General features: G+C 71.2%; 16 protein-coding genes. 8 read left to right on the top strand and 8 right to left on the bottom strand.

The genetic code is table 11. The features are described 5' to 3' along the window. Positions 1-55 precede the first annotated feature (55 nt). The gene (locus tag C4V41_RS52255) at positions 56-3,451 is read left to right on the top strand and encodes a BTAD domain-containing putative transcriptional regulator (protein ID WP_103963549.1); all 3,396 of its coding nucleotides are present in this window, start codon (positions 56-58) and stop codon (positions 3,449-3,451) included. On the opposite strand, the gene C4V41_RS52250 is transcribed toward C4V41_RS52255, so the two are convergent. Next, positions 3,420-3,938 (bottom strand): hypothetical protein, encoded by a 519-nt coding sequence (locus C4V41_RS52250; RefSeq protein WP_146104140.1) that lies wholly within the window; start codon positions 3,936-3,938, stop codon positions 3,420-3,422. The genes C4V41_RS52255 and C4V41_RS52250 overlap by 32 nt on opposite strands. A 169-nt stretch (positions 3,939-4,107) precedes the next feature. Between C4V41_RS52250 and C4V41_RS52245 the strand changes: the two genes are divergently transcribed. Next, positions 4,108-4,635 (top strand): DedA family protein, encoded by a 528-nt coding sequence (locus tag C4V41_RS52245; RefSeq protein WP_103963547.1) that lies wholly within the window; start codon positions 4,108-4,110, stop codon positions 4,633-4,635. Here the strand turns inward: C4V41_RS52245 and C4V41_RS52240 are convergent. After that, complete coding sequence (locus C4V41_RS52240) at positions 4,632-4,835, bottom strand: YegP family protein (protein ID WP_235030928.1); 204 nt, start codon at positions 4,833-4,835, stop codon at positions 4,632-4,634. The genes C4V41_RS52245 and C4V41_RS52240 overlap by 4 nt on opposite strands. 148 nt (positions 4,836-4,983) lie before the next feature. Here C4V41_RS52240 and C4V41_RS52235 point away from each other — a divergent pair, with 148 nt between their 5' ends. Continuing rightward, positions 4,984-5,781, top strand: coding sequence for a D-alanyl-D-alanine carboxypeptidase family protein (locus tag C4V41_RS52235; RefSeq protein ID WP_235030927.1), 798 nt, complete (start codon positions 4,984-4,986; stop codon positions 5,779-5,781). 5 nt (positions 5,782-5,786) lie between these two features. On the opposite strand, the gene C4V41_RS52230 is transcribed toward C4V41_RS52235, so the two are convergent. Then, on the bottom strand, positions 5,787-6,326 hold the full coding sequence (locus C4V41_RS52230) for a hypothetical protein (RefSeq protein WP_146104139.1): 540 nt from the start codon (positions 6,324-6,326) through the stop codon (positions 5,787-5,789). Positions 6,327-6,379: 53 nt separating this feature from the next. Then, complete coding sequence (locus C4V41_RS52225) at positions 6,380-6,559, bottom strand: hypothetical protein (RefSeq protein ID WP_103963544.1); 180 nt, start codon at positions 6,557-6,559, stop codon at positions 6,380-6,382. A gap of 72 nt (positions 6,560-6,631) precedes the next feature. Between C4V41_RS52225 and C4V41_RS52220 the strand changes: the two genes are divergently transcribed. Together C4V41_RS52220 and C4V41_RS52215 are read left to right on the top strand one after the other, a co-directional pair. Continuing rightward, a complete protein-coding gene (locus tag C4V41_RS52220; protein WP_103963543.1) occupies positions 6,632-7,681 on the top strand; it encodes a LacI family DNA-binding transcriptional regulator in 1,050 nt (349 codons plus the stop codon). Positions 7,682-7,789: 108 nt separating this feature from the next. After that, positions 7,790-8,074: a hypothetical protein gene (locus tag C4V41_RS52215; protein ID WP_103963542.1), complete on the top strand. Its 285-nt coding sequence runs from the start codon at positions 7,790-7,792 to the stop codon at positions 8,072-8,074. 4 nt (positions 8,075-8,078) lie between these two features. Here C4V41_RS52215 and C4V41_RS52210 read toward each other — a convergent pair whose 3' ends face one another. From C4V41_RS52210 to C4V41_RS52195, 4 genes are all read right to left on the bottom strand, one after another. After that, the gene (locus C4V41_RS52210) at positions 8,079-8,321 is read right to left on the bottom strand and encodes a DUF4235 domain-containing protein (RefSeq protein WP_103963541.1); all 243 of its coding nucleotides are present in this window, start codon (positions 8,319-8,321) and stop codon (positions 8,079-8,081) included. A gap of 145 nt (positions 8,322-8,466) precedes the next feature. Continuing rightward, entirely contained in the window at positions 8,467-9,543 is a 1,077-nt protein-coding gene (locus tag C4V41_RS52205; RefSeq protein ID WP_146104138.1) for a hypothetical protein, read from the bottom strand. Positions 9,544-9,553: 10 nt separating this feature from the next. Continuing rightward, a complete protein-coding gene (locus C4V41_RS52200) occupies positions 9,554-10,375 on the bottom strand; it encodes a TrmH family RNA methyltransferase (protein ID WP_103963539.1) in 822 nt (273 codons plus the stop codon). Beyond that, a complete protein-coding gene (locus tag C4V41_RS52195; protein ID WP_103963538.1) occupies positions 10,368-11,138 on the bottom strand; it encodes a DUF4184 family protein in 771 nt (256 codons plus the stop codon). The genes C4V41_RS52200 and C4V41_RS52195 overlap by 8 nt, the downstream gene beginning before the upstream one ends. A 149-nt stretch (positions 11,139-11,287) precedes the next feature. Here C4V41_RS52195 and C4V41_RS52190 point away from each other — a divergent pair, with 149 nt between their 5' ends. The 3 genes from C4V41_RS52190 (at position 11,288) to C4V41_RS52180 (ending at position 15,466) form a co-directional block, all read left to right on the top strand. Beyond that, complete coding sequence (locus C4V41_RS52190; protein ID WP_103963537.1) at positions 11,288-11,926, top strand: cation diffusion facilitator family transporter; 639 nt, start codon at positions 11,288-11,290, stop codon at positions 11,924-11,926. A gap of 226 nt (positions 11,927-12,152) precedes the next feature. Further along, positions 12,153-13,835 carry a substrate-binding domain-containing protein gene (locus C4V41_RS52185; RefSeq protein WP_103963536.1) on the top strand — a complete coding sequence of 561 codons (1,683 nt, stop codon included), beginning with the start codon at positions 12,153-12,155 and terminating at the stop codon, positions 13,833-13,835. A gap of 95 nt (positions 13,836-13,930) precedes the next feature. Then, on the top strand, positions 13,931-15,466 hold the full coding sequence (locus C4V41_RS52180) for an RNA polymerase sigma factor (RefSeq protein WP_103963535.1): 1,536 nt from the start codon (positions 13,931-13,933) through the stop codon (positions 15,464-15,466). Positions 15,467-15,624: the final 158 nt, after the last annotated feature.

Here is a 15,624-nt window from a genome sequence, read left to right as displayed (position 1 = left end):
ACTCCATCAAAGACCTTGTGCGTGATTCATAGGCCCGCATAGCGTGGCGGCTGACATGGTGGCGTTCCGAGTTCTGGGGCCAGTCGAGGCGTACGAAAACGACGAACTCGACCTCGGCGGGTTGCGGCAGCGGGCCGTCCTCGCCCGACTTCTCGTGGCCAGAGGTCAGGTCGTGCCCGTTGACACCCTTCTCTACGACTTGTGGGACGACGACGCGGCCAAGGGCGCGCAGTCGGGCCTGCAGGTCTACATCTCGCGCCTGCGCAGGGTGCTGGAGCCCGGCCGCCCGCGCGGCGGGCCCAACCGGCTGCTGGTGACGGTCGCGTCCGGCTACGCCCTGCGCGTGGCCTCCGACCAGGTCGACGCGCTGCGGTTCGAGCAACTCGTCCGCGCCGCGGGCGAGCACCTGGAGGAGAGCGACCCGCAGTCCGCCCGCGGGCGCCTGGAGAAGGCGCTGGGGCTGTGGCGCGGCACTCCCTACTCCGACTTCGCCGACCAGGCGTGGGCCGAGGCCGAGGTCAACCGGCTGACCGAGCTGCGCCTGGTGGCCCGCGAGCGCCACTCCGACACCGGGCTGCGGCTGGGCCTGCACGCCGAGACCGTTCCCGATCTCGAAGCGCTGACCGCCGAGCATCCGCTGCGCGAGGAGGGCTGGCGGCTGCTGGCGCTGGGCCTCTACCGCTGCGGCCGGCAGGGCGACGCGCTGGCCGCGCTGCGCAGGGCCAGAAACATGCTGGCCGACGAGCTCGGCATCGACCCCGGGCCCGCGCTGCGCAAGCTGGAGTCCGACATCCTGGCCCAGTCGCCCGAGCTGGAGCTGGCCACCCCCGCGCGGCCCGCACGGCCCGCCGCGCAGGTCAGCGACACCTGGCCGCCCCGCCCTGCCGCGCCCGTCGAGCCGCCGCCGCTGGAGCCCGAGCCGTTCGTCGGCCGCGACGCCGAGCTGTCCCGGCTCACCACGGCGGCCTCGCGCACGGGCAGGTTCCAGGTCGCGATCGTGGCCGGGGTCGCCGGCGCGGGCAAGACCACGCTGCTGCGCCAGCTCGAAGGCAGGCTCGGCGCCGACGGCTGGACCACCGCGTCCGGCGCCTGCCCCGACTCCAGCGCCACCCCGCCCGGCTGGGCCTGGGTGGAGATCCTGCGCACGCTCATCGGCACGACCGGCGCGGGCGAATACGCGCAACTGCTCGCGCCGCTGATCGACGACGCCGCCCCCGACCCCGACGAGGACGAGGCCTCCGGCGGCTTCCGGCTGCACCGCGCGGTCGGCGGCTACCTGGCCGGCGTCGCGCGGCACTCGCCGGTGCTGCTCACGCTCGAAGACCTGCACTGGGCCGACGACCAGACGCTCGCCCTGCTGCGCGCGCTGCCGAGCCTGCTGGCCACCAGCCGGGTGCTGCTCGTGGTGACGTGCAGGGAGAGCGAGCTCGACGACCGCCAGTCCGACGTGCTGGCCGCCCTGGCCCGGCTGAGCCCGGTCCGCGTGGGCCTGTCGGGGCTCGACCCGAAGGCCGTGGCCGAGCTGGTCAAGGCCACCTGCGTGCGGGAGATCGACGACGATGCGGTCGAGTCGATCGTCGAGCGCACCGGCGGCAACCCGTTCTTCGTCCGCGAGACCGTGCGCCTGCTCGACTCCGAGGGCGCGGCCGACCGCGCCAGCGCCACCGAGGTGCTCTCGCAGGTGCCCTCCGGCGTGCGCGACGTGCTGCGCCGGCGCATCTCGCGGCTGCCCGCGGGCGCGCAGCAGATCCTGCTGCAGGCCGCGGTGATCGGGCGTGACGTCGACCTCGACGTGCTGGTCGCCGTCGCGGTCGACGAGGAGTCGGTGATCGAGGCCGTCGAGGCGGCGCTGCTGGCCGGTCTGGTGACCGAGCCGGGGCCCGGCATGCTGCGGTTCGACCACGACCTGGTCCGCGACACGATCTACTCCGACGCCTCCAGGCTGCGCCGCGCCAGGCTGCACGCGGCCGTGGCGGCGGTCATCGAGCAGCACACGCCGTCCGACGTGGCGGCGCTGGCCCACCACTACTACCTGGCCGACGCGGCGGAGAAGGCCGTCCACTACGCGGGGCTGGCGGCCGAGCAGGCCGAGCGGCGCTTCGCCCACCGCGAGGCGGCCACGCTGTGGGAGCAGGCCATCGCCGCGTTCGACCGCTCGCGCGGCGAGGAGCAGAGCGGCGAGCAGCGGCCCGAGCGGGCCAAGGAGCGGCTGCGGCTCATGCTGCGCCAGATCAGGGCCCTGGCCCTGTGCGGCGACATGTCGGCGGCCCGGCTGCTGCGCCGCCAGGCCATGGACGCCGCGCTGCCGCTGGGCGACCTGGAGATCACCGCGAAGGTGGCGGCGTCGCTGGCCGTCCCGCACAAGGGGATGGCGCGCGACTTCACCCGCACCGCGTGGGAGATCGTCGACGTCACCGAGAAGGCGCTCATCGAGCTGCCCGCCGGTGAGCAGCGGCTGCGGGCCAGCCTGCTGACCACGCTGGCCCTGGAGCTGGAGGGCTCCTCCTCGCCCGAGCGCGGCCGGCAGGCGTCGCTGGAGGCGCTGGAGCTGGCCCGGCAGAGCGGCGATCCGTCGCTGATCGCGGCGGCGCTGAGCGGGCGGCTGCGGCAGTCCTACGACATCCCCGCCGTCGACTCCCGCGAGAGCATCGGCAGGGAGCTGCTGGAGGTGGCCCAGCGCTCCGGCCAGATGGCCACGCAGGCGCTGGCCCACCTGGTGCTGCTGGAGTGTTCGGCGGCCCGGGGCGAGTTCGCCGCCGCCGACGAGCACGCGGCCGCCGCCGACGCCCTGGCCAAGCAGTACGACCTGTCGGCCCCCGCCGCGGTCGTCGTCTGGTACGCGGGCCAGCGGCTGATGATCTCCGGCGACTACGAGGGCGCCGAGCGGGCCTATCGCGACGCGGCCAGGATGACCGCGCGCGCGGGCATGCTGGAGGGCCGCCAGGACCTGCCGCTGATCACCCAGTTCTGCCTCCACCTGGTCGCCGGGCGGGCCGCTGAGACGGTCGACCTGCTGGCCGAGCCCCATCTGCGCGGCGCCAAGTGGACGCTCGACGCCTACGCGCTGGCGCTGGCCTCGGCGGGGCACCTCAACGACGCCAGGGCCGTGGCCGCCACGCGTCCGCCGGTGCGCCCCGACTTCCTGTACGAACTGGTGATGACCTGGCGCGCGCTGGCCGGCATGCTGCTCGACGACCGGGAGCGGATGGTCGACTGCTACGACAAGCTGAAGCCGTTCGCCGACCGGGTGGCGGGCGCGGGCACCGGCGTGGTGGCGCTGTGGCCGGTGGCGCTGACGCTCGGCGACCTGGCCATCCGGCTGGGGCAGCCCGACGCCGCCCGCGAGCACTACGAGAAGGCGCTGGAGGTGGCCGAGCGGGTGGGCGTGCCGCGCTGGGTCGAGGCCGCGCGGCAGTCGGTCAACAGCTCACCTGGAAACGGTCGCTCGTGACGGGCTCGGCGCCCTCGACCGACAGCTCGACGCGATACCAGCCCGGGTTGCCGGAGATCTGGGGGCGCCACTCGGCCGGCCGTCCCGCGCCGGTGAACCCGGCGTAGTCGACCAGGTAGGAGCGCCAGGTCTTGGTGGCCGGGCTCCAGCGGGTGAGCTTCCAGCCGTACGAGACGCTCTGGCCGGGGTCGGGGTTGGCCACCGTGGTGCGGGCCACGTACGACCTGAGGCAGCCGGCGCTCCCGTCGGCCAGGAGGGTCACGGCCACCTCACCGGCCTTGACCGGGGCGGCCGTCTCCTGGACGGGGACGGTGATGGGCAGCTCGCGGGCCGACAGGGTGACGGGCCGGGTGGGCTCGGTCGCCGAGCTGGCGTTACTGTAGGCGGAGAAGCCGACGTACGCGCTGGTGAACGCCAGAGCCGCAACGAACAGCTTGGCCGCGCTCGCGGTGCCACTGGCCAGGACGGCCGCGCTTCTCGTCGGCATCGTCATCACCCCTTCTTGCTCACCCATAGAGTGAGACAGGGTGGTTGAGTCCTGGTTGTCGGCTGGTTGCACCCTCTTCCGGAGGGCTTGCAAGCCGGTGTGGCAATCACTTGCACCTTGAACTAAGGTAAGGCTGACCTAAGGGTTTTGGAGGGGTGGTGGCCGGTACATGCGGCATGCGATGATCGCCGTCCCCGCACCCACGGCGCCATACTGGTTCGGGCTGCCCTACTGGCTGGTGGGCGCCATCCTGATCGTCGCCCTGTTCGGCGCGTTCCAGGTCTACTACTGGGTCGGCCGCACGCTCGGCGAGCGCCTCTACGACTCGCGCGTCGGCGTCAAGATCGGCCGGGAGCGCATCGAGAAGATCGAGCAGGTCATCGAGCGGTGGGGCGCGCTGGCCGTCTACGGCTGCTTCTACGTGCCCGTGCTCCGGCACACGCTGCCGTGGGTGGCGGGCGCGCTGCGCGTGTCCTATCCCTGGTACGTCGTCGCCAGTGCCCTCGGCTGCCTGACCTGGGCGCCGATGTGGTGGTTCGGCCTCACGGCGCTCGTGTGGGGCTGGCTGGAGCTGGCCGCGCGGTCACCCGTCACGGCGGCCATCGTGGCCGTGCTCGCCGTCGCGCTCGCGGTCTGGTTCGTGGTGCGGCGCAGGCGCAGGCGGCGGAGCGCGGACGAGAAGCTGCTGATCTCCTAGATCTCCTGCCCGCTCGCATCCTCGATGGCGGCTTCGGGCGCGTTCCTGCGCACGGTCTCGATGCCGTTCACGCAGGCGACCTTGCTCGGGAAACCCTCCCCGACCGCCAGCGTCTGACCGTTGTTCGCGACGAGCGCGAAACGGTAGCCGCCCTGCCCGTCCTCGCTGATGACGAACCTGCCCGCCATGCCACCTGTCATGGCCACACTCCCCGCCATATCGGATCTATCAATGATTTACCCCCATCTGATGGTGACTCATGGCCGAGTTAGGCAAACGAACGGCTGATCTCCTGTCACCATGTTCATCATGCGTATTGGGGGTTTCATTAGCTCTGCCATCGTCGCGGTGCTTCTGGGCGTCTCGTCCCCGGCCATGGCCGCGGACGCACCGGCCGTGGGGGCCTCGGAGGCGTACGTCGTCGACTCGGCGGGAACGATCCACTTCGGCAAGCGCGAGACACGGCGGGTGCCGGTGGCCAGCCTGGTCAAGATCATGACGGCGTACGTCGTGCTGCGTGAGGCCAGCCTGAGCGACACGATCACGATCACCGCGACCGACGTCAAGTACGCGGCCCGTGGCGGCGCCGCCACCGCCGGGCTGAAGAAGGGCGAGCGCCTCACGACCAGAGACCTGCTGTACGCGCTCATGCTCCCTTCGGGCGCGGACGCGGCCAACGCCCTGGCGCGGCATTACGGGCCCGGCAAGACGGCCTTCATCGCCAAGATGAACCGCACCGCCCAGGCCATGGGGCTGGCCGACACCCGCTACACCAACCCGGACGGCATGCCGACGCCGGCCAAGGGCGGCTACTCGACGGCCGTCGACCAGGTCAAGCTGGCACAGCGGGCGCTGGCGAGCGACACGTTCACGGCCGTGGTCGGGAGCAAGGTGCACAAGGTGACCAAGACGGCGCTGCACCGGGCGCACACCTGGCGCAACACGAACAAGCTGCTCGGGCGGGCGGACGGGGTGCTGGGGGTGAAGACCGGCTACACGAACGCGGCCGGCTACTGCCTGCTGTTCGCGGGTGAGCGCAACGGGCAGCGGATCGTGGGCGTGCTGCTGGGCGACAGGAACGAGCGCCGGTTCGGCACGGCCGAGCAACTGCTCGACTACGCGGGCGAACAGTCCGCCCTGAGCTGACCTGGTCAGCCAAAGGTGATGCGGCCGCTGCCCGGGAGGGTGGCCATGCCCTGGGTGGCGCAGCCGAGGATGGCCGTGGCGGGGGTGATGCCGCCACGGACGCGCTCGCCCGCGAGCCGTCCCGCGGCGACGCTGCCGGTGAGCAGGGTGTCGGCCGGGTGCTGCTCGACGAGGCGGTCAGCTCTGACCAGCAGTTTCGAGGTGCCCACGGGACGACCGGTCACACCGAACCAGGTGATCACGGCTTTGCCGCGCACGTGGCGGGCGCTGGTGCAGGACGTCTGAGCGTCGGCCCGCACACTGGCCCACCCCGACCGCAGGAACGTGGCCGAGCCGTCGGGCGAGGTGCAGCCGGTGAGCTCCAGGTGGCCACGGGCGGTGACGCGGCGCGGGGCCAGCCCGACCCGGGGCGTGAAGGTCAGCGGCCGGCCCGACGGGGTGGCGACGGCGCAGGTGAGCGCGGTGTCCTGGGCGGTGTTGTGAGCCGGGACCGGGCTCAGGGGCCCGGCCGTGGTGACGACTGCGATGATCCAGACCACGTTCATGAAACCCCCGGCCCGTGCCGCCCTGAGTGATTAGACGCTCACATTGTGCAACATCAGATCGTCCGGCAGGCCGGATCGAGGCGGTCGGCGGTCCAGCGGAGCGAGTACGCGAGCCGTACGCGGACCTTCGCCGCGTTCCGGTGCGGCCGCCGGGGCGCACCCGGGAGCGCCTCGCCGAGCGACTCCCGATAACCCATCGCCGTCTGGTGAGCGAGAACCTGCATAGCCTCCATGACTCCTCCTTAATCAATTAAGACCTTAATTGATTAAGAACGGCGCGGCAAGCTCTCCGCTACGGTTGGACGGTGCCCAAGGTGACCCTCCAGACGATCGCCGACCGGCTCGGCGTGTCCCGGGCGACGGTGTCCTACGCCTTCTCCCGCCCCGACCAGCTCAGCGACGGGCTGCGGCGGCGCATCCTGGAGGTGGCCGACGAACTCGGCTACGCGGGCCCCAACCCGACCGCGCGCTCGCTGCGGCTCGGCCGCGCCGGGGCGCTCGGGCTGCTGTTCAGCGAGACGCTGGCCTACGCGTTCGCCGACCCGTACTCGATCGGGTTCTTCCAGGGGCTGGCCACCGCCGCCGAGGACGCCGGGGTGGGGCTGCTCATCCTGCCGCTGCCGCATGGCGACCGGCGCAGCGACACGGTCAAGGGCGCGGTGGTGGACGCGTTCTGCGTCATGTCACTGCCGGACGGGCATCCGGCGCTGGCGGAGGTGCTGGCCAGGAAGCTGCCCGTGGTGTTCGTGGACGAGCCGTATGTGCCCGGGCATCCTTTCCTCGGTATCGACGAGCCCGCGGCCGGGGCGACGGCGGCGCGGCACGTGCTCGGCCTCGGGCACCGGCGGCTCGGCGTGGCCATGGTGGGGCTGCACGAAGACGGCCACAACGGCTGGGCCGATCAGGAGCGGCAGGAGGGGGCGGTGTTCGCGGCCATGCGGGCGCGGCGCGGCGGCTACCAGCGGGCCTGCGAGGAGGCCGGCGTCGACTGGGCCGAGGTGCCGTTCTACGAGCTGGCGCGCAACTCGCGCGAGGCGGGGCGCAGGGCCGGGCACGCGCTGCTGGAGCGGGAGCCGCGGCCGACGGCGATCCTGACCAACACCGACGTGCTGGCGCTCGGCATCCTCGACGCCGCCGCCGACCTGGGGTTGCGGGTGCCGGATGACGTGTCGGTGGTGGGGTTCTCCGACAGTGCGGCCGAGGAGGCGGGGCTCACGACGATCCGGCAGGCCAAGCAGGAGATCGGGGCGGCGGCGGGGCGGCTGCTGCTGTCGGGGGGCGCGGCCGAGCCGGAACGGGTGCTGTTCCCGTACGAGCTGATCGTCCGCGACTCCACCGCGCCACCGCGTTCTTGATATGAAATTTCTGATGCCAATCATGCGCAAGCGAAGCGGAAAAGGCGGTCCGATCACGAGTGCCCGCAAGTAGGGTGAAGGGCACACACCTCCGCAAAGGACGACCTCATGGCGGAATACATCGAGGTTCGCACGACGATCGAGGGTCATGTGAGGGCGGCCGAACTCGCGCACGGCATCCTCCGGGCCGGCCTGGCGACCTCCATCGACATCGCCGAAGTCCCGCACCCGCACGACGGAGCCACCTGGGAGCTCACGCTCATCACGACGCAGCCGCAGGTGACCACTCTGGAGCGGCACATCAGGGAGGGCGGCGCGAACCGTCCGATCATCAGCGAGCCGGACGCCTACGACTTCGACCGCCATCCCGACTGGCTCATCGACGGCCAGTAGCGGGCTAGCTCCTGCGGTGGAAGGTCTGGGCGCCCGCGCGCTGGACCGCGGCCTTGGTGAGGCCGAAGATCGCGCCCTGGAGGGCGGCGGCGACGAGCACCTCCGTCCAGCCGCGTTCGAGGTCGTCGGCGTCCGGGGCGTTGTCCTGCCCTGAGGCCAGCTTCCACACCTGCTTGAACATCGCGGCTGCCAAGGCGCCGCTGACCAGGCTCATTCCCAGCGCGGTGGCCTTCTCTACGGGGTTCATCCCAACTCCTTGCGTCGATGTGGTCTCTGCCCGTGCCCCGTGGCACGCTCCTAAACGCCCGCCGCCCCTTCGATGACGGTACGCAGGGTGAGGTATCACCGGCCCGCCGGGAACCGGGCTCGACCACGACGCCGACACGGCCGGCCTATTCGGTGGACACGGAACCGCCCTGACACGGGGAGTCCGGGATTCGTGACAGATCGAGCACCGTCCAGGATTTCCGATCGGGCGAGGTCCAGTAAAGAATCGGCTCGTCCGGGGCGGCCGCGGTCTCACCGCCCGTCCGCATCTCGTAGCCGGGGTCCTCTTTCAGTAACCCGCCGATCCGGGCGGTGGTATCGGTGCACCGGTCGTAGAGAACCGGCTGCGGCCCGGGATTGTCACCGTCGTAGACGTCACCGATATATGGACCGCCGAAAAGACCGAACCGATCGTTCATCAGCGGCTTTCCATACGCGGCCACGACTTTTCGGCGATCCGACCCGTCCTTTCGCAGCACGGCGAGTTCGGTCAGTGCGTAACGACGGGACGGCACCATGCCGACGCACCATTCACGTCCGCACTGCGTGGCGAGGCTTTCCAGCCCCGGGAATTCGGGCGCCTTCCGCTCGGCCACCGAGAGCCGCTGCGCGGGGCCGCCACCGAGCGGCACGCGGTACGCATGCGATCCGCCGCGCCAGACCGCGTCGTCGCCGGCGATCGACAGCTCGTCGTCCATGGGCAGCTCGTCATGGCCGGTCAGCCAGGTCACCAGTTTCATGTCGCCGCCCGACCGGGGCATGGTCCACAGTTCCACGTGGCGTTTGCCGGCGTTCCACGGCTCGGAGCGGTAGACGCCCACCGTCCAGACGATCCGGGTCTCGCTCGTGGCCACACTCCTGAGCTCGAAGCAGGCACTGCAGTCCGTCCACTTCGGCGCCGTACCAAGGGTGCGGAACTTCTTGGTCCGAAGGTCGTAGGAGTGGAAAGTGGGCCGCGACCATCGCCCGGCGATCAGCAGAACCTTCTCCTTGCCCAGCATGGCCGCCGGCTCAAGGGCGCTCCCCTTCTTGACGAGCGCGGGCACCTTGACAAAGGCGTCAGGCCATATTTTCGCCGCCGGTTCGTATTCGGGCGCCGCGGGAAGCTTTTCCGGCCGGCCAGGAAGGGGTGGTGGAGCAGCGCACGAAGTGGCGGAGAGGAGCAGCAGAATGACTCCGCATAAACCGGCGGGTGAAAGCATGGTGGCGATCTTAGGGAAACTCGTTCGCGGAACGCATCAGCTCATGACAGGCGATCGCCGCGGCCGCCACCACATTGAGCGAATCGACCCCCGCCGCCATGGCCTCCGCGCTCATGGGAATGCACACCGTCTCGTCGGCCTCCTCCAGCCAGCGGGACGAGAGCCCGTCGCCTTCCGAGCCCAGCAGCAGCGCCACCCGTTCGGCCGGCATGATCGTGTCCATGGGGGTGGCGTGCTGGTCGGGGGTGAGGGCCAGGGTCTGGAAGCCCGCCTCCCGCAGTCGCGTCAGCCCCTCGAACCAGTCGTCCATCCGCGCGTACGGGATCGAGAAGACCGCGCCCATCGACACCTTCACCGATCGCCGGTAGAGCGGGTCGGCGCACCGGGGCGACAGGATGATGCCGTTCACGCCGAGCGCGGCCGCCGAACGGAAGATCGCGCCGACGTTGGCGTGGTCGACCAGGTCTTCCAGCACCAGCACCCGCCGGCCACCGCCCTTGAGCAGGCTCTCCACCGAGGGCAGGGGCAGGCGTTCCATCGAGGCCAGGGCGCCGCGGTGGACCTGGAAGCCGGCGACGCCCGACAGGATCTCGTCGCTCGCCACGTAGACGGTCGCGTCGCCGAGCACGTCTTCCAGCGAGGCCAGCCAGCGGCGGGTGGTCAGGATCGAGCGGATCGGGTGGCCGGTGCCGATGGCGCGCCTGATCACCTTCTCCCCCTCGGCCACGAACAGGCCGCGCTCGGCTTCGAGGCTCTTGCGCAGCTCCACGTCCCTCAGCCGGGTGTAGTCGGACAGGCGGGGGTCGTCGGCGTCGGTTACGTGTTCAAGCACCTTCCGATACTGCCATGCGCCGCCTGACCTGCCAGACCGCCGCGTACGACACCAGGACCAGGCACAGGCCGATCACCGTGCCGGCGCCGGTCTTGGTGATCACGCTGGGCAGGCCGAGCGCGGGGCTGGGCTCGTCCACGAGCGGCCAGAGCAGGGCGCCCGCCACGATCCCGGCGGCGCCGGCCGCCATGACGGTCCGGCGCACGCGCGGCGCGATGCGCAGTCTCTCCGGTACGGGCGCCGCCGCCATCCTGGACAGCCCGCGCCACCCCCACCACACGACGATGCCCAGCCCGACCACGGACGAGACGTACTGCAGCAGGCGGAACAGCCTGATCACCCCGAAGACCGGCACCGCCAGCCAGGCGCCCCACTCCATCGGGCCCGTCGAGTGGGTGAAGGAGTCCCACAGGACGTGCGTGGCGGCGCCGAGCACCGCGCCGGCGATCATGGGCAGGAGGCGGAGCCGGTCGGGGGCCAGGAGCGCGGCTCGGCCCGCGAGAGACGGCGGCAGCAGCGCGATCAGCGGGTCGCGCAGCACGCCGTGGAACAGGGGCAGCAGGATCAGGACCGCGAGCGGGTCGATGGTGACCACGCCGAGCCAGGAGTGCCAGTCGGTGTAGTCGGGCAGGAACGGCAGGAAGATCGGCAGGTCGGGCACCATGGCCCCAAGCGCCAGCGCCCACGGATCGACATGTCCGCGCAGCCGCGGCGAAGAGATCAACGGCAGCACCGCGGCGATGTGCCCGGGCGTGAACGGCATGACCCTGCCCCCCTGAGGATCGGATGATCGACGCTCATTATGCGGCCGAAGCTTGACCATCCTTTGCCGCCGCGCACCGGGGTTACGGCCGGTAACGGGTACCGTACGTATCGCTGTCGACGGCCGGATAGCCGGGAGTTCGGGGGTTCATGGTGTCTGATCAGCGGATTCATGAGCATCCGGCCGCGTCGGCCGCATGGCTCCGGGATGCGCGCGCGGCCCGCACCCTCTCCGTGGCCACGCTGGTCTGGCTCGGGGCGGAGAGCACGCTCGGCCTGGCGGCGGGCCTGGCCGCGCACTCGGTGGCGCTGATCGGCTGGGGGCTGTCGGCGCTCGTCGAGGCGCTGGCGAGCCTGATCGTGGTGTGGCGGTTCACCGGCACCCGCACGTTGTCGCCGAGCGCCGAGCACACCGCCAGGCGGGCGGTGGCGATGAGCTTCTGGCTGCTGGCGCCCTATCTCGTCCTGCACGTGGCGCACGACCTGCAGGCGGGGCATCGGGCCGTGCCGAGCGTGCTGGGGATCGTGGTGACGTCGTTCAGCCTGGTCAGCATGCCGGTGCTGGGCATCGCCAAGCGGCGGCTCGGGGCGCGGCTGGCCTCGGCGGCCACCTCGGGCGAGGGGACGCAGAACCTCCTCTGCGCGGCCATGGCGGCGGGCGTGCTCGCCGGTCTGGGGCTCAACGCGGCGGGATGGTGGTGGGTGGATCCGGCCGTCGCGGTGGTACTGGCGATGGTGGCCGTACGGGAGGGAAAGCGGGCCTGGCATGGTCACGCATGCTGCCATTGAACGCCACAGTACGTAATCGCCGCACCAAAAGGGCTGTTTTGCCACACTGACTGCACCGAGTATCGTTCCCGGAGTATTGCGGAGTATCTCCCGCTAGGGTCTCCGGAAGGTCTCAAAACACACCTAAGAGGACATCGTGGGGCGACACCGCACAGACGAGCTCGATGGCGGATACAGAGCCAACGAACCCTCCCCCCGCAGAAGGGCCAGGCGTGGCCGCGGCAGGGTGCTCGTACCCCTGGCCGGCGCTGTCGCCCTGGCGGTGCTGCTCGGCGTCGCCGCGTTCGTGATCTTCAATCGCGACCACGACTGCACGGGCGGCAAGCTGGCGCTGCGCGTCGTCGCGACCCCCGACATCCAGCCCGCGCTGAGCAGGATCGCCGGCAACTACAACAAGGCCATGCACTCGATCGACAGCAAGTGCGTCGAGGTGACGGTGACCAAGGAGGCGGCGGCCAGGACGGCCAACGCGCTCGCGGCCGGCAAGGTCGGCGCCGACTTCTGGGTGGCGGACTCCAGCCTGCTCATGGAGAGCCTGCGCACGACCCCGGCCGGCGAGGCACTGCCGCAGATCGACAGCTCGATCGCGACCTCGCCCGTGGTGCTGGCCGCGGCCAAGGCGGCCGCCACGAAGCTGTCCGGCACGCTGCAGCCGAGCTGGGCCGCCATGATCTCCGCCGCGAACGTGGCCAACGTGGACGGACCCGGCAAGAAGGTACGCGTCCTCGCCCTCGACCCCCAGAAGAACTCCGCCGGCCTGGCCGCGCTGCTGGCCGCCGCCGGCACCGCCAAGGAGGCGGGCCAGGACAAGGCCCTGGTGGGCGCGCTGAAGGAGCTGTCGGGCGCGCTCGCCTCCGACTCGACGGCGCTGCTCGCCAGCCTGACCGTGAAGTCCGGCAGCAAGGTGCCCGTCGGCGTCACCTCCGAGCAGGCCATCTACGCCCACAACACCAAGAAGCCGGAGGCTCCGGTCGTCGCCCTCTACCCGAAGGAGGGCACGCTCAGCCTCGACTATCCGGTCACCATCCTCACCAAGGACCCGGCGGTGCTGAAGGCCGCCACGGACTTCAAGCAGGACCTCAACACGGAGTCGGCCAAGAAGACCCTGCGCGAGGCGGGCTTCCGCAGCGCGGACGGCAAGGCGGGCACCGCCCTGTCGGAGGACAAGGGCTTCACCCCGGAGACGCCGGCCGCCCTCGACCCGCCGGACACCGCGACCGTGACGCGGATGGTGCAGACCTGGTCCAGGCTCAACCTCGGCACCCGCCTGCTCACCCTGCTCGACGTCTCGGGGACGATGGCGCTGCCCGTGCCCGGCACCGGCATGACCCGCATGCAGGCCATCAACAAGATCGCCACCGAGGGTCTCGGGCTCTTCCCGGCCGGTTCCGAGATGGGGCTGTGGACGTTCTCCACGCACCTGGACGGCCAGAACAAGGACTGGAAGGAGCTCGTCTCGGTCGGTCCGCTGGCCGAGTCGATCGACGGGTCGCTCCGCAAGGAGGCCCTGGTCAAGACGTTCGCCCAGATCCAGGCCAAGTCGACGGGCGACACCGGGCTCAACGACACCGTCAAGGCGGCGTACGGGCAGCTCACCAAGACCTTCCAGGAGGACAAGGTCAACACCCTGCTGATCCTCACGGACGGCGCGGGCAACGACGATCCTGACGGCGGCGTCAAGAACCCCGAGATCCTGCAGTACCTGAAGAAGACCTACAACCCGAAGAAGCCGATCAGCATCCTGCTCATCGCGTTCGGCCCGGACGCCAAGAAGGGCAAGACGCAGATGGAGGCCCTGGCCAAGGCCACGGGCGGCGAGGCGTACATCGCCGAGAACATCCTCCAGGTGCGCGACTTCTTCCTGCAGGGCATGGAACGCCGCCTCTGCACCCCCAACTGCGACGGCTGATACCGGTTGGGCATGGCGGGCGAACCTGGATAATCCAGGACGCGTCCTCTCCGCGTGGGGTCTGAGTGCCGCTCCAACACGCGGGGAGGAAATCCGTGCCTGGATGGCCGACCGTCGACCGCGCCGACGATCACGAGCTGGTGGAGGCGCTGCGGCGGGCCGACGCCGACGCGCCCGCCAAGCTCTATGACTCCTACGGCGAGCGGCTGCACGACTACGCCCACTCCCTGTCCGAGCCGGCGGACGTGGCCGCCGACGCCGTGCACGACGCGCTGGTCACCGCCCAGGGGTGCGTGGCCCGTCTCAAGGAGCCCGCGCGCCTCCGGGCCTGGCTGTACGCGCTCACCAGGTTCCAGGTGCGCGCCCGGCTGGCCCACCGCGCCGGCCCCACCCCGTCGCAACCGGAACCCGACTCCGAATTGTCCGGCCAGGTCTACGAAACGCTCGGCGAGCTGCGCAGGAGCGAGCGCGAGATCCTCGAGTTGTCGCTGCGCCACGGCCTGACGCCCGCCGAGGCCGGCGCGGTGCTCGGGCTGACCTCCCGCCAGACGGCCGCCAGGCTCGCCAGGGCCCGCGACCACCTGGAGAACGCCGCCGCGGCCGTGGTGCTGGCCAGAACCGGCCGGGCGCACTGCCCCGACCTGTCGGCGATGCTGGACTCCTGGGAAGGGCCCCTCACCCCGCTGCTGCGGCGAAGGCTGTCCGGGCACGTCGGCGGGTGCGAGGTGTGCACCGAGGGGCGGCACCGGCACGTCTCGGCCGCGCGGCTGCTGGAGATGGTGCCGGTGGCGTACCCGCCGCTGTCGTTGCGCCGGCGGGTGATCGACACGTGCGTCAACCCCGAGCGGGACCAGACGCGCACGCTGATCACCGATCGCGGCGACAGCTTCGACAGGACCGGCTTCCCCGTGACGCTCGAATACCCATCGAATCGGCGCCGGCCGCGCCGGCTGGCTCCGCTGGTGCTGGCGGGCGCGGCGCTGCTGGCCGCGACGGGCGCCATGGTCGTGATCAACGGCCGCGACGCGTCCACCAGCGGCGCCCTGCGGCCCACACCCTCCCCCACGGTCTCCGCCGCCGAGGAGACCCCCACGCCCGACCCCGTGATCGGGCACGACTCGCTCACGCCGTCGCCGGCACCGACGCCGAGGCGTACCCGGTCGGCCACTCCCAGCGGGCGGCCCGCGGCCGCGCGGCCCAGGAACACGCGGCCCGCCCCCGTCCCCACACGGCGCAGGGCCGTGCCCGGCGCCCGGCTCGGCGTCTCGTGCCCTGGAACGATCGACGGCGAGGCCGGCATCGGTCTCAGGGCCCGCAACGCCACGGTCTCCTGGGTGGCGACCGCCTCGCAGGGGCTGGACGTGCGGCCGGCGAGCGGGTCGATCAGGGCCGGTGGCTCCGTGACGATCCAGGTGACGGTGGCCGACCCGGCCGGCTCCGGCAGCGGCCGCGTCTCCTTCACCTCCAGCGGCGGTCCGGCAACCTGCTCGCTGAGCTGGCACGGCGGGCCTTCGACGGCCGGGCCGCCGACGGACGAGCCCACGGAGACCGAGGAACCGACCCCCACGCCCGGCGAAGGAGTGGCCACCGCTCCGGATGACGCGAGCAAAGGCAACGTCAACGTAAAGTAGATCCGCGGTTTGGGACGACAAATCGGGATATATCGGACCCTGACTCGAAGATCCTAGGCTACATAGGGCATCCTGGGGTGCTTGGCGACACGTGTCGGAACCACGAACGCTTGACCATGTGCTGAAGGTCACATGAGAAAACTCCGCCTGCGGGTAAA

Origin of the sequence: Nonomuraea solani, from assembly GCF_900108335.1 — a bacterium.
Classification (GTDB): domain Bacteria; phylum Actinomycetota; class Actinomycetes; order Streptosporangiales; family Streptosporangiaceae; genus Nonomuraea; species Nonomuraea solani.
This window is presented reverse-complemented; position numbering and strand designations above follow the sequence as displayed.

What these genes read in the sequence shown, in the direction of transcription:
- C4V41_RS52255 (WP_103963549.1), top strand. Translation starts at nt 56, where the DNA reads ATGGTGGCGTTCCGAGTTCTGGGGCCAGTCGAGGCGTACGAAAACGAC.
- C4V41_RS52250 (WP_146104140.1), bottom strand. Translation starts at nt 3,938, where the DNA reads ATGCCGACGAGAAGCGCGGCCGTCCTGGCCAGTGGCACCGCGAGCGCG.
- C4V41_RS52245 (WP_103963547.1), top strand. Translation starts at nt 4,108, where the DNA reads ATGCGGCATGCGATGATCGCCGTCCCCGCACCCACGGCGCCATACTGG.
- C4V41_RS52240 (WP_235030928.1), bottom strand. Translation starts at nt 4,835, where the DNA reads ATGACAGGTGGCATGGCGGGCAGGTTCGTCATCAGCGAGGACGGGCAG.
- C4V41_RS52230 (WP_146104139.1), bottom strand. Translation starts at nt 6,326, where the DNA reads ATGAACGTGGTCTGGATCATCGCAGTCGTCACCACGGCCGGGCCCCTG.
- C4V41_RS52225 (WP_103963544.1), bottom strand. Translation starts at nt 6,559, where the DNA reads ATGGAGGCTATGCAGGTTCTCGCTCACCAGACGGCGATGGGTTATCGG.
- C4V41_RS52215 (WP_103963542.1), top strand. Translation starts at nt 7,790, where the DNA reads ATGGCGGAATACATCGAGGTTCGCACGACGATCGAGGGTCATGTGAGG.
- C4V41_RS52210 (WP_103963541.1), bottom strand. Translation starts at nt 8,321, where the DNA reads ATGAACCCCGTAGAGAAGGCCACCGCGCTGGGAATGAGCCTGGTCAGC.
- C4V41_RS52205 (WP_146104138.1), bottom strand. Translation starts at nt 9,543, where the DNA reads ATGCTTTCACCCGCCGGTTTATGCGGAGTCATTCTGCTGCTCCTCTCC.
- C4V41_RS52195 (WP_103963538.1), bottom strand. Translation starts at nt 11,138, where the DNA reads ATGCCGTTCACGCCCGGGCACATCGCCGCGGTGCTGCCGTTGATCTCT.
- C4V41_RS52190 (WP_103963537.1), top strand. Translation starts at nt 11,288, where the DNA reads ATGGTGTCTGATCAGCGGATTCATGAGCATCCGGCCGCGTCGGCCGCA.